Origin of the sequence: Nitratireductor sp. PBL-C9, from assembly GCF_050877045.1 — a bacterium.
GTDB lineage: Bacteria > Pseudomonadota > Alphaproteobacteria > Rhizobiales > Rhizobiaceae > Nitratireductor > Nitratireductor aquimarinus.
This window is the reverse complement of record NZ_JBPAXW010000002.1, coordinates 479903-499504: the sequence shown is the minus strand read 5'-3', so window position 1 is coordinate 499504 and position 19602 is coordinate 479903. Positions and strand designations below refer to the sequence as shown.

The 19602-nt window shown below is 61.4% G+C and carries 21 protein-coding genes; 2 read left to right on the top strand and 19 right to left on the bottom strand.

The genetic code is table 11. The features are described 5' to 3' along the window. Nucleotides 1–26: 26 nt before the first annotated feature. From ACRTG1_RS06215 to crcB, 10 genes are all read right to left on the bottom strand, one after another. On the bottom strand, nucleotides 27–1271 hold the full coding sequence (locus tag ACRTG1_RS06215; RefSeq protein WP_283800161.1) for an SLC13 family permease: 1245 nt from the start codon (nucleotides 1269–1271) through the stop codon (nucleotides 27–29). Nucleotides 1272–1438: 167 nt separating this feature from the next. Continuing rightward, nucleotides 1439–2437, bottom strand: a complete 999-nt coding sequence (yut, locus tag ACRTG1_RS06210) for an urea transporter (RefSeq protein WP_224873273.1) — start codon at nucleotides 2435–2437, stop codon at nucleotides 1439–1441. A gap of 21 nt (nucleotides 2438–2458) precedes the next feature. Beyond that, complete coding sequence (locus ACRTG1_RS06205) at nucleotides 2459–3394, bottom strand: urease accessory protein UreD (RefSeq protein ID WP_113154175.1); 936 nt, start codon at nucleotides 3392–3394, stop codon at nucleotides 2459–2461. 4 nt (nucleotides 3395–3398) lie between these two features. Then, the gene (ureG, locus tag ACRTG1_RS06200) at nucleotides 3399–4049 is read right to left on the bottom strand and encodes an urease accessory protein UreG (protein ID WP_113154174.1); all 651 of its coding nucleotides are present in this window, start codon (nucleotides 4047–4049) and stop codon (nucleotides 3399–3401) included. Between the two features lie 27 nt (nucleotides 4050–4076). After that, nucleotides 4077–4799, bottom strand: a complete 723-nt coding sequence (locus ACRTG1_RS06195; RefSeq protein ID WP_222473797.1) for an urease accessory protein UreF — start codon at nucleotides 4797–4799, stop codon at nucleotides 4077–4079. A 6-nt stretch (nucleotides 4800–4805) separates the two neighbouring features. After that, the gene (gene ureE / locus ACRTG1_RS06190; RefSeq protein ID WP_113154173.1) at nucleotides 4806–5375 is read right to left on the bottom strand and encodes an urease accessory protein UreE; all 570 of its coding nucleotides are present in this window, start codon (nucleotides 5373–5375) and stop codon (nucleotides 4806–4808) included. A gap of 170 nt (nucleotides 5376–5545) precedes the next feature. Next, complete coding sequence (locus ACRTG1_RS06185; protein WP_113154172.1) at nucleotides 5546–7264, bottom strand: urease subunit alpha; 1719 nt, start codon at nucleotides 7262–7264, stop codon at nucleotides 5546–5548. Nucleotides 7265–7301: 37 nt separating this feature from the next. Then, on the bottom strand, nucleotides 7302–7709 hold the full coding sequence (locus ACRTG1_RS06180) for an urease subunit beta (protein ID WP_113154171.1): 408 nt from the start codon (nucleotides 7707–7709) through the stop codon (nucleotides 7302–7304). 26 nt (nucleotides 7710–7735) lie between these two features. Then, a complete protein-coding gene (locus ACRTG1_RS06175) occupies nucleotides 7736–8038 on the bottom strand; it encodes an urease subunit gamma (RefSeq protein WP_113154170.1) in 303 nt (100 codons plus the stop codon). 352 nt (nucleotides 8039–8390) lie between these two features. Then, nucleotides 8391–8795, bottom strand: a complete 405-nt coding sequence (gene crcB / locus ACRTG1_RS06170) for a fluoride efflux transporter CrcB (RefSeq protein WP_113154169.1) — start codon at nucleotides 8793–8795, stop codon at nucleotides 8391–8393. 450 nt (nucleotides 8796–9245) lie between these two features. Between crcB and ACRTG1_RS06165 the strand changes: the two genes are divergently transcribed. Beyond that, the gene (locus ACRTG1_RS06165; protein WP_283800165.1) at nucleotides 9246–10706 is read left to right on the top strand and encodes a sensor histidine kinase; all 1461 of its coding nucleotides are present in this window, start codon (nucleotides 9246–9248) and stop codon (nucleotides 10704–10706) included. After that, on the top strand, nucleotides 10703–11422 hold the full coding sequence (locus ACRTG1_RS06160; RefSeq protein ID WP_206546962.1) for a response regulator transcription factor: 720 nt from the start codon (nucleotides 10703–10705) through the stop codon (nucleotides 11420–11422). Before ACRTG1_RS06165 ends, ACRTG1_RS06160 begins: the two co-directional genes overlap by 4 nt. Before the next feature lie 54 nt (nucleotides 11423–11476). On the opposite strand, the gene ACRTG1_RS06155 is transcribed toward ACRTG1_RS06160, so the two are convergent. From ACRTG1_RS06155 to ACRTG1_RS06115, 9 genes are all read right to left on the bottom strand, one after another. Then, on the bottom strand, nucleotides 11477–12283 hold the full coding sequence (locus tag ACRTG1_RS06155; RefSeq protein ID WP_432515919.1) for an FAD binding domain-containing protein: 807 nt from the start codon (nucleotides 12281–12283) through the stop codon (nucleotides 11477–11479). Beyond that, nucleotides 12280–12750 (bottom strand): (2Fe-2S)-binding protein, encoded by a 471-nt coding sequence (locus tag ACRTG1_RS06150; RefSeq protein ID WP_206546960.1) that lies wholly within the window; start codon nucleotides 12748–12750, stop codon nucleotides 12280–12282. Before ACRTG1_RS06150 ends, ACRTG1_RS06155 begins: the two co-directional genes overlap by 4 nt. A gap of 54 nt (nucleotides 12751–12804) precedes the next feature. Beyond that, a complete protein-coding gene (locus ACRTG1_RS06145; RefSeq protein WP_206546959.1) occupies nucleotides 12805–13506 on the bottom strand; it encodes an ABC transporter ATP-binding protein in 702 nt (233 codons plus the stop codon). Then, entirely contained in the window at nucleotides 13500–14258 is a 759-nt protein-coding gene (locus ACRTG1_RS06140; RefSeq protein ID WP_206546958.1) for an ABC transporter ATP-binding protein, read from the bottom strand. Before ACRTG1_RS06140 ends, ACRTG1_RS06145 begins: the two co-directional genes overlap by 7 nt. After that, nucleotides 14255–15238 (bottom strand): branched-chain amino acid ABC transporter permease, encoded by a 984-nt coding sequence (locus ACRTG1_RS06135; protein ID WP_206546957.1) that lies wholly within the window; start codon nucleotides 15236–15238, stop codon nucleotides 14255–14257. The genes ACRTG1_RS06140 and ACRTG1_RS06135 overlap by 4 nt, the downstream gene beginning before the upstream one ends. A gap of 20 nt (nucleotides 15239–15258) precedes the next feature. After that, on the bottom strand, nucleotides 15259–16173 hold the full coding sequence (locus ACRTG1_RS06130; protein WP_206546956.1) for a branched-chain amino acid ABC transporter permease: 915 nt from the start codon (nucleotides 16171–16173) through the stop codon (nucleotides 15259–15261). Between the two features lie 85 nt (nucleotides 16174–16258). Continuing rightward, entirely contained in the window at nucleotides 16259–17428 is a 1170-nt protein-coding gene (locus ACRTG1_RS06125; RefSeq protein WP_206554323.1) for an ABC transporter substrate-binding protein, read from the bottom strand. Nucleotides 17429–17472: 44 nt separating this feature from the next. Continuing rightward, complete coding sequence (locus ACRTG1_RS06120; protein WP_432515918.1) at nucleotides 17473–18426, bottom strand: MBL fold metallo-hydrolase; 954 nt, start codon at nucleotides 18424–18426, stop codon at nucleotides 17473–17475. A 10-nt stretch (nucleotides 18427–18436) separates the two neighbouring features. Continuing rightward, nucleotides 18437–19600 (bottom strand): ABC transporter substrate-binding protein, encoded by a 1164-nt coding sequence (locus ACRTG1_RS06115; protein WP_299939035.1) that lies wholly within the window; start codon nucleotides 19598–19600, stop codon nucleotides 18437–18439. Between the last annotated feature and the right edge of the window lie 2 nt (nucleotides 19601–19602).

Here is a 19602-nt window from a genome sequence, read left to right as displayed (position 1 = left end):
CGGTTGGAGATGCTGTGTCGTTCCACTCATGTCAGGATTGCGATCCAGATGAGTGCAAGGGCGATACACAGGATCGAGACCGGAATGCCCGCCCGGCAGAATTCCCGCATGCTGATCTTGATGCCAGCAGCGGCTGCGCGCTCCACGACGATAATACCGGCGAGGCTTCCAAACACGATCAGGTTGCTCGAAAAGCCGGTGCCAAGCGCCAGCGCCGCGCCGAGGGCATCCGATTCTCCCGAATGCGGAATGAACGGCACCAGAAGCATGACGGCCGGATTGTTGCCGACCACATTGCTCAGGCCCGTTATGACCAGAAAGAGGGTCGCCGGATCGGAAAAGTCGATGCCGGCTGCCTGCAATTCGTGAATGACCTTTTCCGGCAGACCTGTCGCCGTCAACGCGGCGTTCACGACGAACAGCCCCGTCAGAAGCAGCATCAGATTGCCGTCCACGGTTCCCAGAACATCCTTCGACGCCACACGACGATTGACGAGCATGACCGCTGCCGCCGACATCGCCACCATTTCGCGCGGCCAGTCGGTGAAGACGAAAGCCGCGATGATGGCGACGGTGATCACCGCTGCCTTCAGCGTTTCGAGGCGGTCGAGCGGCGGGTTCTCGACGGGGGCTGCGGTAGGGGTAGCGGGGCCGGCGGACACCGTGTCCAGCGTCCAGCGATTGCGGTAAAGCCACGAGACGGTCGCCCACACAACCGGCAGGGAGATGAGCGCAGGCACGAGCGCGATCTTCATGAAGCCCGTGAAGGAAAGGTTCAGCGTCTGAGCCGCGATCATGTTCTGCGGGCTGCCGAGGATCGTGGCGACGGACCCGGTGTTGACGGCAAAGCAGAAGCCCAGAAGAAACGGGATCGGATTGAGCCCGCGCGACAGCGTGATCGCGACCAGAAGCGGCGTCATGGCCACCACGACCACATCCTTGGTGAGAACCGAGGAAAGCGCGCCGCCCGTGACGATCAGAATGGCCAGCAGAGCTGGCGGCGACACCTGCATCGAAGCGACCTTTGCCGCCACCCAGGGGTAGAAACCCGAAACCGTATAGGCCCCCGACACGATCATCAGACCGAACAGAAGCCCCAGCGTCTGGTAGTCGATGGCCGCCCACGCGGCCTCCGGCGAAATCCGTCCGAAACCGATCATGGCGAGCGCGCCAATCACCGCCGCACCTGTGCGATCGACGCGAAAGCCCGGAAGATAGCCGAGCATGAGCGCCAGATAGACCAGCAGGAAGATGATGACGGTGATATCCACGATTTCCCCCTGTGGCCCGCCGACGGAAACAAGCCATGGCAGGCAAAAGGACTTGCAGTTTTGAAACAGGACGATGGCCTGACAATCCATCAACCGTCAGGCCATCAACCGTCAGGCCATCGCGCCTGATGCTTCGTTGCTGGCGCGGTGCGCCAGACAGGTTTTCTCTACTTCGCCGGTGCGTCCGCCGCCTTGCCGACCAGATGCTCGCGCACACGCTTGTGCGGATGCGGGGCCAGAAGCTTCTTTGGCACGATGAAGAGATAGAGCGTCAGAACATAAGGGGCCGTGAAAGACGGCAGCCCGAGCGGCGACATGAGCACATCATAGGCCCCCTGCAGGAAGACCGTCACAATCGTCGCCAGAAGCGCATAGGCAATGACCTTCGGCGATGTCTTGAGGAACACCACGCCGATCGCCATGGCGGTGAGCACCGCACTGAAACCAAAGAGCCCCTGGCTGACCGATGACGGGTCTGCCCGCAGGACAATGGCGGCGATCATGGCAATCAGAGAGCCAAGCACTGCCGCGATGCCCGCAGGCCGCGAGGCGATGAGAATACCGACGAGGATAATGACGCCGCTGATCTCGTTGCCAAGCAGGAAGACCTGACCGATGTTCCGGAAGAAGATCTGAACGAGCTCGACCGAAGACGGGATCATCTCCGCGCCCTGCACATAGTCGGAGACCAGTTTTGGCTGTTCGCTGGCAATGTCGAGCGCACCGAACGCATAGGCGCCCGCCATGAGCAGCCAGCCCGTCAGGACAAACGGCCCCGTCGATCCGGGAATGCCCCAGCTCTTGGTGATGGTCGCGCCCATGGCGGCGGTCACGACCGTGCTCATGGCCGCCCCGACAATCACATAGAACCAGAGTTCCGGCGATGCGGTGATGAAGGTCGGCATGGCGATGCCGATGAGGATGCCGTTAAAGCCAAACAGGCCGGACGTGATGGAGGCTTCGTCGCACTCAAGCAGCCTTGCCGTGAGTGTTGCCACCACCAGACCGACAACCGCGCCGATGGTCGTCGCCCAGTCTCCGCCCGCGAAGCTCGCATAGGCAATCGCCACCAGAAACAACAGACCCGTCAGCGCGTTCTCCATGAAGAACACCTGCCCTGCACCACGCAGGCACTGAAATAAAAAGCCTTGCCGATTTTCGTTCACAGCAGCCCCCTCACGGATTGATTAGCGCCAAAGGAACTCTTCGGGCAGTGTGCGCCCGCGAGCCTCTTCCCGTACGACTTTCCAGAAACGCCTGACCTCGCGGCGCACATCGTAGCTTTCGATGCCGACGGCGCGCAGCATCAGCCCCGCCCCGTTGGGCAGCGCGGAAACGCCGGAGATTGCGCGCGGATTCTCATCCGGCCAGTTCGTGTCCATGCGCGCCTTGATGCGCTCGGCCGTTTCGGGCGGCGTCAGGCACATGATGTTTGCAAACGCGTCGAAGCCGCGCATCACGGCGGCGAAGTCGCCGGTGTTGTTGCCCTTTTCGATCAACACCTTCTCGGTGAAGAGCTTGCGCCCGTCCGGGCGGCGCACATTGACCGACATGGAGAGGAGATCGAGGCCGAAACGCTCGCTTGCATGGTGATGCTTGCGGCCGGTCATCATCATCTCGCCATAGATCACCGTGGCGCTCTCATCGACGATCAGGTCCGTGTCGTTGATGAAGCGGGAATCCCGGTAGGGAATGGTGACGTCCGGCAGATATTCCAGATACGCGTCCGCGCCGACGACAACCTCCTGATGCTGCGAAGCATAGTTGGCGTCCATCTGGTGAATGCGGTTCGCGCCCTGCGAGGTGACCTGCGCGCAGGCCCCCTCACCGACCGAAATGTCGATCGTGTAGCGGTCGCCCTGCAGGATGCCGCCGCCGACCGAGATGATCGCGCATATCGGCAATTCCGGCATGGCCTCATCCCAGTAGAGCGCCTGCTGCACGAGCAGCGGGGCCACGCGGTAGAGGTCCGAGAGGACCGACCGGTCGCCGCGCCTGGTGAACCCCAGACGCAGCTCCCCGATCTTTCCCGGGCCGGCAGCACGCATCTGCGCAGGTTCGGTCTTGAAGCCACTGAGCTCCCGATAATCGTCGAGCCTTCGCAGGCGTTCGTGCAATGCCATGGCGTTACGCTACCGTGTCTTCAGCCTTGGCTGCCGGCTTCACGTCGAACAGCGCCATATCCATGATGAGCTGCATCAGCTCGTCGACGCCTTCACCGGTCTTGCAGTTGGTGAAGACAAACGGCTTCTTGCCGCGCATGAGCTTGGAATCGCGGTCCATCACGCCAAGGTCCGCGCCCACATGGGGTGCGAGGTCCGTCTTGTTGATGACCAGAATGTCGGACTGGCAGACACCGGCGCCATTCTTGCGCGGGATCTTGTCGCCTGCGGCCACGTCGATGACGTAGATGTAGAAGTCGGCAAGCGCCGGGCTGAAGGTCAGCGTCAGGTTGTCACCGCCCGACTCGATCAGGATCACGTCGCTGTCGGGATACTTCTCTTCCATCTCCTCGACGGCGGCGATGTTCATCGAGGGGTCTTCGCGCACCGCGGTGTGCGGGCACGCGCCGGTTTCAACACCGACGATCTTTTCCTCGACGAGGATGCCCTTGAGCGTGCGGCGAACCTGCTTCGCATCTTCGGTCGTCACGACGTCGTTGGTGATGATCAGCGGCTTCACTCCGAGATCAAGCAAACGCGGCGTGATGGTCTCGATCACGGCCGTCTTGCCGGAGCCAACCGGACCGCCAATGCCAATGCGTGTGATTTTCTTCATTTTGCCAATCCTGCTTCAGCCAGCCGCTCAGTTCATGAACAGCCGGACATGTGTTGTCGTGTGATGCGCCACCAGAACGTCGAAGACGGGCGCGAAACTGGACATCTCTTCCAGCTCCAGGCCGCAGACGCTCGCATATTCGTCCTCGACGCTTTCCTGCGCCGCAAAGAGAATGCGCTGGGTATCGAGGTGGTCGATCCGCATGAGGCGCACTGCCGCGCTCATGATCATCGCGGCGACGCCATATTGATGGACGACGAAAGCCTGCTTCTCGTCCGCGCCGAGCTGCGCAAAAGCCATGGCCTGACCGATCGGGAAACAGCCGGGCGTTTCGCCTGCCTTGATCCCGGCCAGCCAGCGCTCGAGATGCGGAAACGCACTGATCTTCAGCGACAGTTCGGCAAGCTTGCGGCCCATGCGGGCGAGCATGAGCTGCTGCTCTTCGCCGACACGCCGGTTCCACAATGCCTGGTCTGCCGCCAGAACGCCGTCATAGTCGCCCGCGGTGATGGCCCGGTGCGCGTGCAGCAGGGCGATCCCGTCCATGTGGGCCGCCTGCCGCAGAACGACCTCGACGAAGCGCTGGAGGCTGTCAGCATCGGTGACAACCTCGGTCTGCAGCGCCGATTCCAGGCCATTCGAAAACGCAAACGAACCAACTGGAAGCGTCGAGTCGGAGAATTGCAGCAGCCGCGACAGAAGCAGCATGTCATTCTTCGGGCGTTTCGCCCCCTTCTTTCGATCCGCCATCGGCCTTCAGTGTTCGTGCACGTGGTGGTGGTGATGGTGCGGCGTTGCGTCGGCGCCGGCAAACAGCATGCGCACTTCGCTTGCGTCCAGTTTGGCGGCGATTTCCTCGCCCGGCGCAAAATGGCTCTTCACACCTTCGATGGCGTGGGTCTTCATCACCGAAGCCATGACCTTCTGGTCGACGGAAAGCGGCACATAGACCGTACTTCCCTTGATCACGGCAGGCCAGTGCTGGTTGCCGAGCGCATGGCCAAGCTGGAAGCAGATGTTCAGGATTTCCTGCGGCGTGCGGCTCTCAAGGCTCTCAAGCTCGATCACCATCACTTCCTTGAGCGCGATGCGGGCCACGACGATGAGGTTCTTCGCCTCGTCATGGTGGAGGATGTCGCCATTGTGCAGGTGCTGCGAACGCGGCAGCGAAATCGCGATCTCGACACCGCCTTCGCTCATCTTGCGCAGACGGCTTTTGGGGGCTTCCCACTGTTCAAGCGCCAGATAATCCACCTGCAGGTCTTTGGCCTTCTCCTGCCAGACCGGATCGTTCAGGTTTCCAAGAGCATTTTCGACAAGAATCATTTTCTATCCCTGGATGCTGTAGCGGTTGCGCCAAAATTCGTCCGCCATGCCCGCGAAACCGCCGGGCTGCGGCGGAAACTGCATCGGCGTTTCTCCGAAACAGACTTCTGTGAAGGGTATTGAGACGCCCGCGCAGAAAAGCCGAAGCTCCTGCGCGGGCGTCATGTCTCTTAGCTGAAGAAGTGGAGCTGGTTCAGCGGCAGGCTGGTTGCCGGCTCAATGGTTGCATGCTTGCCATTGACGGTGACCGCGAAGGTTTCGGGGTTCACCTCGATCACCGGCAGCGCGCTGTTGCGAACCATCGAGTCCTTGCTGATCGTGCGCGTTCCGTGGACCGGAATCACGTGCGACTTGAGCTCGTAATGGTCGACAATGCCGTCTTCGTAAGCCGCCTGCGACGTGAAGGTGACGCGCGTCTTCGGCAGAGCCGAACCGAACGAACCATACATCGGGCGGTAACGAACCGGCTGCGGCGTCGGCAGCGATGCGTTCGGATCGCCCATCAGCGCCCAGGAGACGAAACCGCCCTTGATGACCATCTTCGGCTTCGCGCCGAAGAATGCCGGCTCCCAGAGAACCAGATCGGCCATCTTGCCCACTTCAATCGAGCCCACCACATGGCTGACGCCCTGTGCGATGGCCGGGTTGATGGTGACCTTGGAGACAAAGCGCAGCACGCGCTGATTGTCGTTGCCGGACGTGTCGCCTTCGTAGGCTCCCATGCGCTTCTTCATGAGATCTGCGGTCTGGATCGCGCGGACCCAGTTTTCGCCGACACGGCCCATGGCCTGGCTGTCACTGGACAGGATGGAGATCGCACCGAGATCGTGCAGCACGTTCTCTGCGGCGATGGTTTCCGGGCGAACACGGCTCTCCGCGAACGACACGTCGGTCGGGATCTTCGGGCTGAGGTTGTGGCAGATCATTGTCATGTCGAACAATTCTGCCTGCGAGTTGATGCCGTAGGGCAGCGTCGGGTTGGTCGAGCTCGGAATGACGTTCGACTGCCCGGCAACGCGGATGATGTCCGGCGCGTGACCGCCACCCGCACCTTCCGTGTGGTAGGTGTGGATCGTGCGGCCCTCGAAAGCGGCGATCGTGTTTTCCACGAAGCCGGCTTCGTTCAGCGTATCGGTGTGGATGCAAACCTGGATGTCGAAATCGTCTGCGACACCGAGCGCGGTGCGGATCGCTTCCGGCGTGCTGCCCCAGTCCTCATGGATCTTGAGGCCCATGACGCCGGCGCGCAGCTGCTCTTCCATCGGCAGACGGGTCGAGCAGTTGCCCTTGCCCAGAACGCCTGCGTTGACCGGCCAGCCGTCGAACGAGCGGAGCATCATCTCCACGTTCCACGTGCCGGGCGTGATGGTCGTGCCATTGGTGCCGTCTGTGGGGCCGATGCCGCCGCCAAACAGCGAAGTCACGCCATTGCTGAGCGCGGCCTCGGCCTGCTGCGGGGAGATGAAGTGGACGTGCGCATCGATGCCGCCGGCCGTGAGGATCAGGTGCTCGCCGGAGATTGCATCGGTGCCCGGTCCAAGCGCGAGACCGGCCGTGACGCCCGACATGATCGCCGGGTTGCCGGCCTTGCCGATGGCGCAGACCAGACCGTTCTTGATGCCGACATCGGCCTTGATAACGCCCTGCACCGCGTCAACGATGGTGACGTTGGTGATGACGAGGTCGGGCGCGCCGGCGGCGCTGGTCAACTCATTGTCGAAGCCCATGCCGTCGCGCAGCGTCTTGCCGCCGCCATAGACGGCCTCTTCACCGTAGACGCGCAGGTCTTCCTCGATCTCGATGTAGAGATCGGTATCACCGAGGCGGATCTTGTCGCCGGTCGTCGGTCCGTAAAGGTCGGAATACTGCTGCCTGGAAATCTTTGCCATTTCATAAGTCCTGTAAAACGAGATTGCGCCCGGGCGATTATTTTTCCGTCTTGAAGCCGTACCGCTCGACGCGCTCCATGGCATCGGCGAGACGCGGACGGGAATCGTCGTAGCTCTCGTCGCCGACCCAGCCATTGACGAGGCCGTTGAAGCCGATGGCGCGCTGCTTGCCCTGATACGGGACCAGCGTGACTTCCTTTTCATCGCCCGGCTCGAAGCGCAGGGCTGTCGTGGCAGGGATGTTCAGGCGTTTTCCGAAGGCCTGCTCGCGGTCGAATTCCAGAGCGGCGTTCACTTCGAAGAAATGAAAGTGGGAACCAACCTGGATCGGACGGTCGCCCGTGTTGCGCACCTTCAGGTCCGTGGTCGGGTAGCCGGCATTGATTTCAATGTCGCCTTCGCCAAGCACCAGTCCGCCGACTGGCGTTTTTTTCTGTTCGGTCATTTAAGAAGCTCCCTTCGCGGCACGCACTACTGGATAGGATCGTGGATCGTCACAAGCCGGCTACCATCGGTGAACACGGCTTCCACCTGCACGAAAGGAATCATCTCGACGACGCCTTCCATCACATCGTCGCGGGTGATCTCCTTGCGGGCGATCTCCATCACTTCCTCGACGGTCTTGCCGGCGCGCGCGCCGTTGAGAGCGGCCACGGAAATGAGCGAAACGGTCTCGGGGTGATTGAGCTTCAGCCCCTGATCCTTCCGCTGCTGAGCGACCTGCGCAAGCGTGTAAATCAGAAGCTTGTCGATCTCTCTTGGTGTAAAGTGCATGTACTTCTTCCCTGTCAGAATGGATAAACTTGCACGTCGCGCAGGTCGGTGGGGCACCGACATGCAGACAATCCCTGCCAGCCGCAGATCCAGAAAAAGCGCAACGCCTCCGGATCAGAGCTGTTTGACGACGATTTAGCGACACACCTCCCAAATGCTTTTATCGCTCAAAGCAGACAAAACAGCCCGCTTGATTGTAAAAACACCCAAGGCGAACGTCGCGCCGCCACGTAAAAGCCACCCTCCTTCAAAAACCCTCTAATACCTGCCATGGAATACAAAACGCATACAAGCGTTTTTCATTTTTTTATTGATTAACCAGAGGTTAACACAGAAAAACGCCATACATATACTAAAACGCTTGCACTCCGTTGAAATACAACTTGGCGGCGTGCACGCCAATGAACGCAAATCCGAACGAAACGACGATCGTGATGAAGACGTAGTAGAAGGCGGCAAGGCTTTCGCCCTTGTCGATCAACTGGATCGTATCAAGCGAGAACGAGGAGAATGTCGTGAAGCCGCCCAGAACGCCGGTAACGACAAGGGCCCGCCACTCTGCTGAACTGACGGCGGCGCGCGATATGATCTCGACAGCAACACCGATCACGAAAGAACCGATGATGTTGACGATCATCGTGCCCCAGGGAAAAGCATCGCCCCAGATGCGGTTGGCGAGAAGCCCGACAGACCAGCGCCCAACCGAGCCAACGGCTCCGCCGAAAGCGACAAGAAGCGCAAGAGAAAAGTAATTCATCGCCCCAGCAAGCCCCACTGAAATCCTTTGCCTATGCAAATCATTAATACACCGGACTCACACGCGCAATGAATTCATGTGGAATTCTGAATATACTTCACCATCCAAATAAAACTTGAAGACATACAATCAAACAACCGCTCAATTTAAACCGATATATGTCGACTGGTCTATTCTCAAAAACTGGTATCCATACGTATTGACAGCGTCGCGTTCCAAAAACCGTAAGCGACTCACACACTCCACCCGCCCCTCCAGGCCGTCGAAAAGGCACCCAAGGATGCACAAGCCGAATTCGGGGCCATGTCCGGCCAGCGAATTCCTGCAAATTCTGACGAATACTGACCAAATCTTACATGTATCGCCGCTTTTTAGCCGCTTCACGAGAAATGACGGTTTTCACCGGCCTTGCCTTCTTGCACCGGCCCAAAGCTTGCGTCATCAAAGGTCATGCTCGACCTCAAGACGCTGCTGCTGCTGGAATTCTGCACGACGACACTCCAGGCAATCGCCTGGGTTCTCGTGTGGATGTCCTGGCGTCATCTCTATGAGCTGAAAGTCATCGCCGCCGGCTTCGTGGCCATCGCGCTCGGCCTTCTTCTCCTGCTTCAGCGTGGTCAGGAGGCATCGGCGCTGCGCATCGTGCTCGACAACATGATGATCAAGATCGGGCTGGTTCTGCTTGCCGATGGCATGGCCCGGTTTCTCGGCCAGCCAAGATGCCTGAGGATCGGCGTTTTCTGCCTGGCCGCGCATCTCGTTTTCTGGGTCACGGCGGTCGCGCTTGCGCCCGAGCGCCTCGAACTGCGCATTCATGCCTCCACGGCTTTCACCGTCGTCATGATGGGGGTCATGATCAAGACCCTCTACATGGACCGCACCCAGCCGCCCTTCCTGCGCTGGATCACCATCGCTTTGCTGGGGGAATATGTCGGCGCAAGCCTCCTGCAGAGTTTCCTGCTCTACTGGTACCCGGACACTTTCGCCCATGGCGCGCTGCTGAGCGATGTGAACGCCTGGTACTTTTTCCAGGGCCATCTGTTCATTGTCGGCTTTTTCATCTGCCTTCTGTTCATGGTCGGCATGCGCCTTTCAAACGACCTGCGCGACAGGAACTCGGCGCTCGCCCGTGAGGTTGCCGAACGGCGGCGGCTTGAAGGCGAACTTTCCGCCAGCCTTGATGCGGAAAAGGCCGCGCGCGAAGAGCAGCGACAGCTCATTCGCATGGTGAGCCACGAATTCCGCACCCCGCTGGCCGGCATCCGCTATGCCAGCGAGATGCTCGAGATGATGCTCAAGCGCCGCTCGGAGGCCGTCACCAAGCGCCTCAGGAGCATTGATGACGCCGTCTCCCGGATGACCATGCTCATCGACCGTTTTTTGTCGACCGAACGACAGGTCGAGGGCGTGCTCAAGGTCGAGCAGCTGGACATCGGCGAACTGACACAGGACATCCAGCGGCATTTCGATCAGGTTGGTCTTGGCGACCGACTGCACTTCACGACCGTCGAGGCGGTTTCCGATTACTGGGCGGATGTCGAGATGCTGCGCACCGTAATCGTCAACCTGATCGACAACGCGCTCAAATATTCAGCCGATGACAAACCGGTCGAGATCGCCATTTCCGCGCGCAACAAACTTCTCATCATGGAGGTGTCCGATCGCGGCATCGGCATTCCCGAAGGGGCGCTCAGCCATGTGGGACGACGCTTCTTTCGCGCCCCAAACACGGGGAAGACGGCGGGCAACGGACTTGGGCTTCACACATGCCGGCAATTGCTTGGCTACCACCGTGGCGCGGTAAACCTCAAGGCGCGCAGCGGCGGCGGCACTGTCGCAACCGTCATGCTGCCGATGCCCGGCCTGGTGCCGATGAACGATACGGAGCGGTGGGAGGAGAAAACCGCATGAGCCGGATACTGATTGTCGAAGATGAAGACGCCCTCAGGGGCGACCTGATCGACTACATGCACCTGCAGGGGTTTGACGCAGCCGGCGTTGGAACGGCCGGTGAGCTGAAAAAAGCCCTTGAAGTGCAGGCACGGCCCGACGTTGTGATCCTCGACATAACCCTGCCGGACGGCGACGGCTTCCATCTGGCGGAGATGATCCGGGCAAGGCTCGATTGCGGCATCATCATGCTGACTGCGCATGGCGACACGGAAAGCCGGGTGCGCGGCTTTGACAGCGGCGCGGATATCTATCTCGTCAAGCACAGCAGCCTGCGCGAGATCACCGCAGCGGTTCACAGCCTGCTGCGCCGCCTGCCCCAGAACCAGGCACATGACGGGCAGACAGGAACCTGGGTGCTCGACACGGTGAGCTGGACCCTGCTTTCTCCCGATGGCAGTTCGGTAAAGCTCACCGCGACCGAGAATTCCTTCATCGGCGCACTGATCGAGAATTCCGGTACGCCACGCTCCCGCGAGGAACTGGCCCGGATCCTCTCCCGGCGGCAGACCCAGTTCGACAACCGCCATCTCGACGCGGTGGTGAGCCGCTTACGACGCAAGATCCTCGACCAGACCGACATCGACCCGCCGATAAAATCCGTCTACGGCGTCGGCTATTCGTTCAGCGCGGCCGGAAAGATCGGGAGCCTCCAGCCCGGCGAAGCGCGCGGCTAGCATTCAGACAAAAGAGTTTCGACGTGGGATATTCTGGTGCAGAGGCCGGCCCGTCTAAGCCACGCCTGAAATTTCCGCGACAGCGTCACCGGCAAGAACCTTCGCCAGATGGGCGCGGTATTCGCCGCTGGCATGGATATCATAGAGCATGTCATCCAGAGGCAGCACGAGCCGCTCCAGCGCCTCCGGGTGGAAGCGCTCATTGAGCGCCTCTTCTGCCGCAGACCAGCGAAACACGCCATCGCGGCCGGCACCGGTGATGGCGACGCGCACACTCCCTGGCACACCGGCCACGAAGACGCCGACAATCGCAAACCGGGAGGCAGGATTGCGAAACTTCAGATAGGCGGAGCGACGCTGAAGGGGAAAACGCACCCCGGTGATGATCTCCCCCTCTTCAAGCGCAGTCTCAAACAGGCCCAGGAAAAAGGCGTCAGCCCCGATTTCGCGCCGGTCGGTAAGAACGGTCGCGCCAAGCCCCACACAGGCAGCGGGATAATCGGCTGCCGGATCATTGTTGGCGATGGACCCGCCAAGCGTTCCGCGATTGCGCACCTGCGCATCGCCGATCTCTCCGGCAAGGGCGGCAAGTCCCGGAACATGTCTGCGAACGGCCTCGGCGCCTGCCACCTGTGCATGGGTGCACATGGCCCCGACAATGATCGCATCAGGCTCGATGCGGATCTTTTTCAGAGCGCTGATCCCTGCCAGATCGACCAGCATGTCGGGCGCGGCCAGCCCCTGCTTCATCGTCGGCAGCAGGGTCTGCCCGCCGGCAAGCAGGCTCGCCTCATCGGCCTCGCCCAGAAATGCAGCCGCAGCCTCCACGCTTTCAGCGCGCCTGTAGCAGAACGGGTTCATGCAGAGATCTCCTGCGCGCCCTGGCGGATCGCCTTCACGATGTTCTCGTAGCCGGTGCAGCGGCAGATATTGCCTTCGAGCTCATGCCGAATGGTCGCCTCATCCAAAGCCGCGCCATGACGGCGCACCATATCGAGCGCCGACAGGATCATTCCCGGCGTGCAGAAGCCACACTGAAGCGCATGGCATTCGTGAAATGCCTTCTGCATGGCGTGCAGGTTTTCGCCCTCGGCAAGCCCCTCAATGGTGGTCACCTCCCGCCCCTCGCACTGCACGGCAAGCATGGCGCAGGATTTGATCGCCTCGCCATCGACATGCACCACACACGCGCCGCACTGGCTGGTGTCGCACCCGACATGCGTTCCAGTCAGGCGTCTGCGCACCCGCAGGAAATCCACGAGCAGCGTGCGGTCTTCGATGTCTTCGGTCACGGCCTCGCCATTGATGCGCATGGTCACGCAGGTCATGGACATACCTCATGGCGCTTCAGCGCAGACGGTCTGCAGCATACAAACCAGACGTCAGATGCCGACATGGCGATGCACCAACTCTGAATCGCGCTCCAGATCGGCGCTTGTGCCCGACCAGACCGTACGTCCTTTTTCCAGAACGTAATGATGGTCGGCAAGGCGCTTGAGCACCTCCACATTCTTGTCGATCAGCAGGATCGACTGGCCTTCAGCCTTGAGGCGCTCCAGACATTGCCAGATCTCGCGGCGAATGACGGGGGCGAGCCCCTCCGTCGCCTCATCGAGGATGAGAAGATGCGGATTGGTCATCAGCGCGCGCCCGATCACCAGCATTTGCTGCTCACCGCCCGACAGGGTTCCAGAAGACTGCCCCGCCCGCTCGCGCAGACGCGGGAACATCTCGTAGACCCGCTGCAGCGTCCAGGGATTGTTGCGCTTCAGCCGGTTGCTGGCCGTCGCTACAAGGTTCTCCCGCACGGTGAGCGTTGGGAACACCTGCCGCGATTCCGGCACCAGCCCGACACCGAGGCGGGCGACCTTTTCGGGTGCGGCCGCGGTGACATCCCTGCCGCGAAGCTGCACCTTGCCGGACTGCGCCGGCAAAAGCCCCATGATGGTGCGCACCGTGGTCGTCTTGCCCATGCCGTTGCGACCGAGCAGGGTCACGACCTGCCCCTCTCCGATCTCCAGTGCGACATCGAAAAGGATCCTGCTTGCGCCATAGGCGGCCTGAAGCCCTTCAACGCTCAGCATAGCTCGTCTCCTTCGCCCAGATAGGCCGTCTTCACATCGGCATTGCTTCGGATTTCATCGGCGCTTCCGGTGGCAATGATCCGCCCGTAAACAAGAACGGAAATGCGGTCGGCCAGCGCGAACACGGCATCCATGTCGTGCTCGACCAGAAGCATGCTGAACTGTCCTTTCAGGCTCAAAAGCAGGTCGACCATCTGCTGGCTCTCCACATGGCCAAGACCGGCCATGGGTTCATCCAGCAGGAGCAGGCGCGGCCTCGTGGCAAGCGCCACGGCGAGCTCGAGCTGCTTGCGTTCGCCATGGGCGAGGTTCGCCACCAGCTCACCGGCGCGCTCCTCCAGCCCGACACGGCGCAGAAGCACTGCCGCTTCTTCCTGCAAATCGGTGTCGCGCCGGGCGCTCGCCAGAAAGTGAAAGCTGTGGCCCTTCTGCACCTGGCAGGCGATGGAGACATTCTGCAACGCGGTGTAATCCGGCAACAGGCAGGTGATCTGAAACGTCCGGGCCAACCCGCGCGCCACGCGATCCGGTGTCGGCAGGCTGTCGATCTTCTGACCGTTCAGGCTGATGTGGCCGGCGTCGTGCGCCAGCTCGCCAAAGAGCTGCGAGATCAGTGTGGTCTTGCCCGCACCATTGGGTCCGATCAGCGCATGGATTTCGCCCGGCTCCACGGTGAGGCTCACATCGTCGGTGGCCGTCAGACCGCCAAAACGTTTCTGCAGGTTCTCGACCTTGAGGATGGAACTGGTCATGAGCGGCTCCCGAAAACACGCTGGAGCAAGGCCTGCACGCCGCCCTGCGTATAAAGGACAACGAACAGCAGGATGAAGCCGAGGCCGAGCTGCCAGTTCTCGGTCCACGAAGCGAGCAGCGTTTCCAGCACGATGAACGTGCCTGCGCCGATCAGCGGCCCGAACACGGTTCCGACCCCGCCGAGAATGACCATCACCATCAGTTCGCCCGATTTTGTCCAGTGCAGCATGTCCGGGCTGGCAAAGCGCATGAAATTGGCCATGAGCGCACCGGCCAGTCCGGCCCCCATGCCCGAGATCACGAAGGCGACCAGCTTGTAGCGATAGGCGTGCAGGCCGATGGCCGCCATGCGCTGTTCGCTCTGCCGCAGGCCGGCAAGCACGTAGCCGAAGCGGGAGTTCACCAGCCGCGTCAGAAGCGCGAAGAACAGAACGGCGATTGCCAGACAGACATAGTAGACGGTCTGCTTGTCACGCATGTTCAGCCCCGGAACCTCGTTTGCACGGCGGATGATCAGCCCGTCATCGCCGCCATAGGCCTTGAGCGAGACGAAGAAGAAGAACAGCATCTGCGCGAAGGCCAGCGTGATCATGATGAACTGGATGCCGCTGGTGCGCAGCGAAAGCGCGCCGATGATCGCAGCGACCGCCCCGCTGACGAGAATGGCCAGAGGCAGGGTGATCAGAAGCTGATTGGTGCCCGGCAGGAAGCCGAACAGCGGTTCGCCCGATGCGTAGTGCTGATAAAGGATGCCGACCACATAGCCGCCGACACCGAAGAAGGCTGCGTGCCCGAAGCTGACCATGCCGCCGAAGCCGAGGATGAAGTTCAGGCTGGCTGCGGCGATGCCGTAGATCAGAACCCGCGTTGCCAGCGAGGTGAGCGCCGGCTGCCCCAGCATGTCGGCGATCACCGGCAGTGCCAGAAACACTGCCAGCAGGCCGATGCCCAGGAGAGTTTTGCTTGATGATTGTGTCATCGAAATAATCAATCCGAAACTTACGAGTGCGCCGGGAAGAGACCCTTGGGCCTGACAAGCAGAACAAGCGCCATGAGAAGGTAGATGCCCATCGAGGAGAGGCCCGCGCCCAGCGCATCGGCCTCGGAGCCCGCCATGATCTGCCTGAGGAAGCCCGGCAGATAGGCACGGAGCATCGTGTCGAAGACGCCGATGATGAGGCTGGCGAAGAACGCGCCGCGGATCGACCCGACGCCGCCGATCACCACGACGACGAAGGTCGTGATGAGGATCTGCTCGCCCATTCCCACCTGCACCGCCAGGATCGGGCCGGCCATGTAGCCGGCGAGGCCTGCCAGCAGCGCGCCCAGCCCGAACACGATCGTGTAGAGCATGCGGATATCGACACCCAGCGCGCGCACCATGTCACGATTGGTGGAACCGGCCCGCACCAGCATGCCGATGCGTGTGCGGTTGATGACCAGGTAAAGACCAAGCGCCACGAGCAGGCCGACGGCAATGATCGCGAGCCGATAGCTCGGATAGAACAGGCCGGGCAGAAGCTCGACCGAACCGCTCAGCGCCGATGGCAGGCCCACGAACAGGGGCTGTCTGCCGAAGATGAGCGTGATCACCTGGTTGGAAATGAGGATCAGGGCGAACGTGGCCAGCACCTGATCGAGGTGATCGCGCTTGTAGAGACGCCTGACGACGAGGAATTCCATCGCCGCGCCCGTCAGCGCCGCAGCGGCCAGCGCCGCCGGAATGCCGGCGTAGTAGACGCCCGTCTCCATGGCGACATAGGTTCCGGCATAGGCCCCGATCATGTAGATCGAGCCATGCGCCAGATTGATGATACCCATGATACCGAAGATCAGGGTCAGTCCCGCGGCCATCAGAAACAGCATTACGCCGAGTTGCAGACCGTTGAGAACTTGTTCGAGAAACAGAGTCATTGCGTTTCGCTGGCCAGTTGCTCAGAGATTGGAAGGAAGCGGCCGCTCCGGCGCAAAGGCCATCGCGACCGCCATATGCGTGTGATTAAAGGCTGCACTCGGCGGCATAGACGTCGCCGTGATCCTCAAAGACCGTACCCACGGTCTTGAGTGCCGGCTTGCCATCCTCGCCATCGACAACCTTGAGGGAGAACCAGTCCTGAACCGGATGCTGGTTCGGACCGAAGGCGAAATCGCCGCGCACGGATTCGAAGGCTGCTTCGCGCATGGCGTTGCGGAACGCGTCCGCATCGTCGACGGAACCGCCCGTCGCCTTCAGCGCCGCGGCAATGGCGCGCGCCGCATCGTAACCCTGGCTCGCATAATAGGTGAGCGGACGGTCATAGGCTTCTTTCCAGGCAGCCACGAAAGCTTCGTTGGCGCTGTTCTCGAAGTCCGTGTTCCAGTGGCTGGACACGTTGACGCCCTTGGCGGCATCGCCAACCGCGTTCAGGATGACCGCATCCATGGACGGTTCGGCGACCACCATCGGCACGGTTTCGAGAAGGCCCGCCTGCTGATACTGGCGCAGAAACGCAATGCCCAGACCACCGGGATGGAACTGGAACACGACATCCGGCGCGGCGTCGCGGATCTGCGCCATTTCGGCGGCGAAATCGGTCTGGTCGAGGCGGGTATAGACCTCACCGACGATATCGCCCTTGAAGAACCGCTTGAAGCCGGAGATGGCGTCCTTGCCGGCCTGATAGTTGGGGGCCAGTACGAAGGCCGTCTTGTAGCCCAGATTGGTCGCGTTCTGTCCCGCGCTTTCATGCAGGCTGTCATTCTGCCAGGACACGACGAAATAGTTCTCGTTGCATTCCTTGCCGGCGAAATTGGACGGCGCGGCATTGGGGCTGATGTAGAAAGCGCCTGCATCGACAATGTCCGGCACGGTGGCGCCGGCAACGTTGGAGAAGACGATACCCGTGAAGAGCTTCACGCCCTCATTGTTGAGGTAGCGATCCGCGATCTGGCGGCCATTGCCCGGTTTCAGACTGTCATCCTCGACCATCAGTTCCACCGGAACACCGCCGAGCTTGCCGTCTTCTGCGTCAATGGCCAGCTGGAAACCGTCGCGAATGTCCTGCCCCAGATAACCGGCCGGGCCGGACAGCGTGGTGATCATGCCGATCTTGACCGGCTCCTGCGCCGCCAGCGGGGTCGCTGCGGCTGCAGCCAGCACACCGGCCAGAATGGTCTTTCTCAATGTCATTTCCCGTTCTCCTCTGGTTCCCGCGCTGTGCGCGTTGTTGCCGGCTAGCTGACGTCCTCGACCGCGAGGGGACAGAACCGGAAACTCGTCTCCTCCGTTTTCAGACGACCGAAAACGGGGGCTGGAAAGTGGTAGGGTGCGAGAACAGCATTGCCTGCCGCAGCCTGGGCCAGAAGCCTCTGCCGGGTGCTGCAGGCCTGTTCCGGGTTCTCACAGAAGTTCGAGCTGACCGCCGCATCATCCAGCTGCAGAGGATGATGGATGGCATCGGCCGGAAACATCACGTCGCCGTGCGGGGTCGACAGGATGACGGCAGCCATTCCCGGTGAATGGCCGGGCGCCGGCTGGAAGCAAAGCCCCGGCGCAATCTCCGCGTCCGCAGCGACCGCTTCGTAACCGACCGTCTCCACGATGGGAGCGATGCTGTCGGCGAATGCGCCGTGCAGCGTTCCCACACCGTCCGGGCCAACGCCATCGTTCTCACGGTCGATTGCCGACCAATGGTCAAGTTCGGCCCCGCACACCACGTAGCGCGCGGAGGCGAAAGTCGGCTGCCAGCCACCCTCCACCAGACATGTGTTCCAGCCAACATGATCTGCGTGGAGATGCGTGTTGATGACGATGTCCACCTGCTGCGGCGCAACGCCGAGCGCCGACAGCGCGTCGAGAAAGGAGCCGCTGCGGCGATGCCAGGCCGGACGGTCGGGCCGCTCCTTGTCGTTGCCGACACCGCAGTCGATCAGGGCGGTGAAATCCGGTGTTTCGATCAGGTAGCTGTTGAAGCTCAGCCGCACCGTTCCGTCCGACGCGTTGACCGTGCCGGACGGAGCGCGGGTTTCGGCAGCCGCCAGAGCGTCGGACGACAATGCGCCGAAAATGGCTTTTGCCGGCCACGCAATGTTTGCGATGTCGGGGATGCATGTCACCCGCACCGGGCCGCATTCCAAACGGTCGACAACCATGTCGACGCCCTCAAGTTTCTGCCGAATTACCCGCATGTCGTGCGCCTCAGAAGCTGCAGTCTTGGGCGAATGGATCGCCGTGAGCAGACATGAGTTTCTTGCGCGTCTTCAGAACCAGTTCACCCGCATCGTTCTTTTCAACACGCATCGCGTACCAGTCCTGGACCGGATGCTGGTTTGCGCCGAACTCGAAAGCACCGCGTGTGGTCTCGAAGTCGGTCTCGCGAAGGGCGCCCCGGAACGCATCCAGATCGCTGATGTCGCCCTCGACCTTGCCGAGCGCCGACGCGAAGGCGAGCGCCGTGTCATAGCCCTGCGCCGCATACATGGTGGGCGTGCGGCCGTAGGTTTCCTCGAACTGCGCCACGAAGGCCGCGTTGGTCGGGTTGTCGAGATCGGTGTTCCACGCGCCGGAAACATTCAGGCCCTCGGCGGCGTCGCCAACAGCCTTCAGGATCGCGTGATCCATCGACGGCTCGGAGACAACCATCGGAATGGAGCCAAGCAGGCCCGACTGCTGATACTGGCGCAGGAAAGCGATGCCCAGACCACCGGGCTGGAACTGGAAGACCACGTCCGGCGCGACTTCGCGGATCTGCGCCATCTCGGCGGCGAAGTCGGTCTGGTCAAGGCGCGTGTAGATCTCGCCGACGATCTCGCCGTCGAAATAGCGCTTGAAGCCGGTGATCGCGTCCTTGCCAGCCTGGTAGTTGGGTGCGAGCACGAAGGCGCGTTTATAGCCGAGGTCGCTGGCATTCTTGCCGGCGCTGCCCTGCATCGTGTCGGTCAGCCAGGACAGCACGAAATAGTTGGGGTGGCAGCCCGCGCCGGCGAACTCCGAGGGCCCGGCATTCGGGCTGACAAAGATCGCGCCCTCATCGACGATATCGGGAACGGTCGCACCCGCCACATTGGAGAAGATGATGCCCGTGAAGAGCTTCACATCTTCATTGTTCAGGAAGCGGTCGGCGATCTGGCGACCATTGCCGGGCTTCAGTCCGTCATCCTCAACGAGGATCTCGACCGGAACGTCGCCAAGCTTGCCGTCATTCATCTTGACCGCGAGCTCGAAACCGTCGCGGACGTCTTGTCCCAGATAGCCCGCCGGCCCCGAGAGCGTGGTGATCATGCCGATCTTGACCGGTTCTTGAGCCCCACCGGTCACCACGCTCCCCAGGAGGCCGGCGAGCGCGAACAAGCCTGCTTTCATGT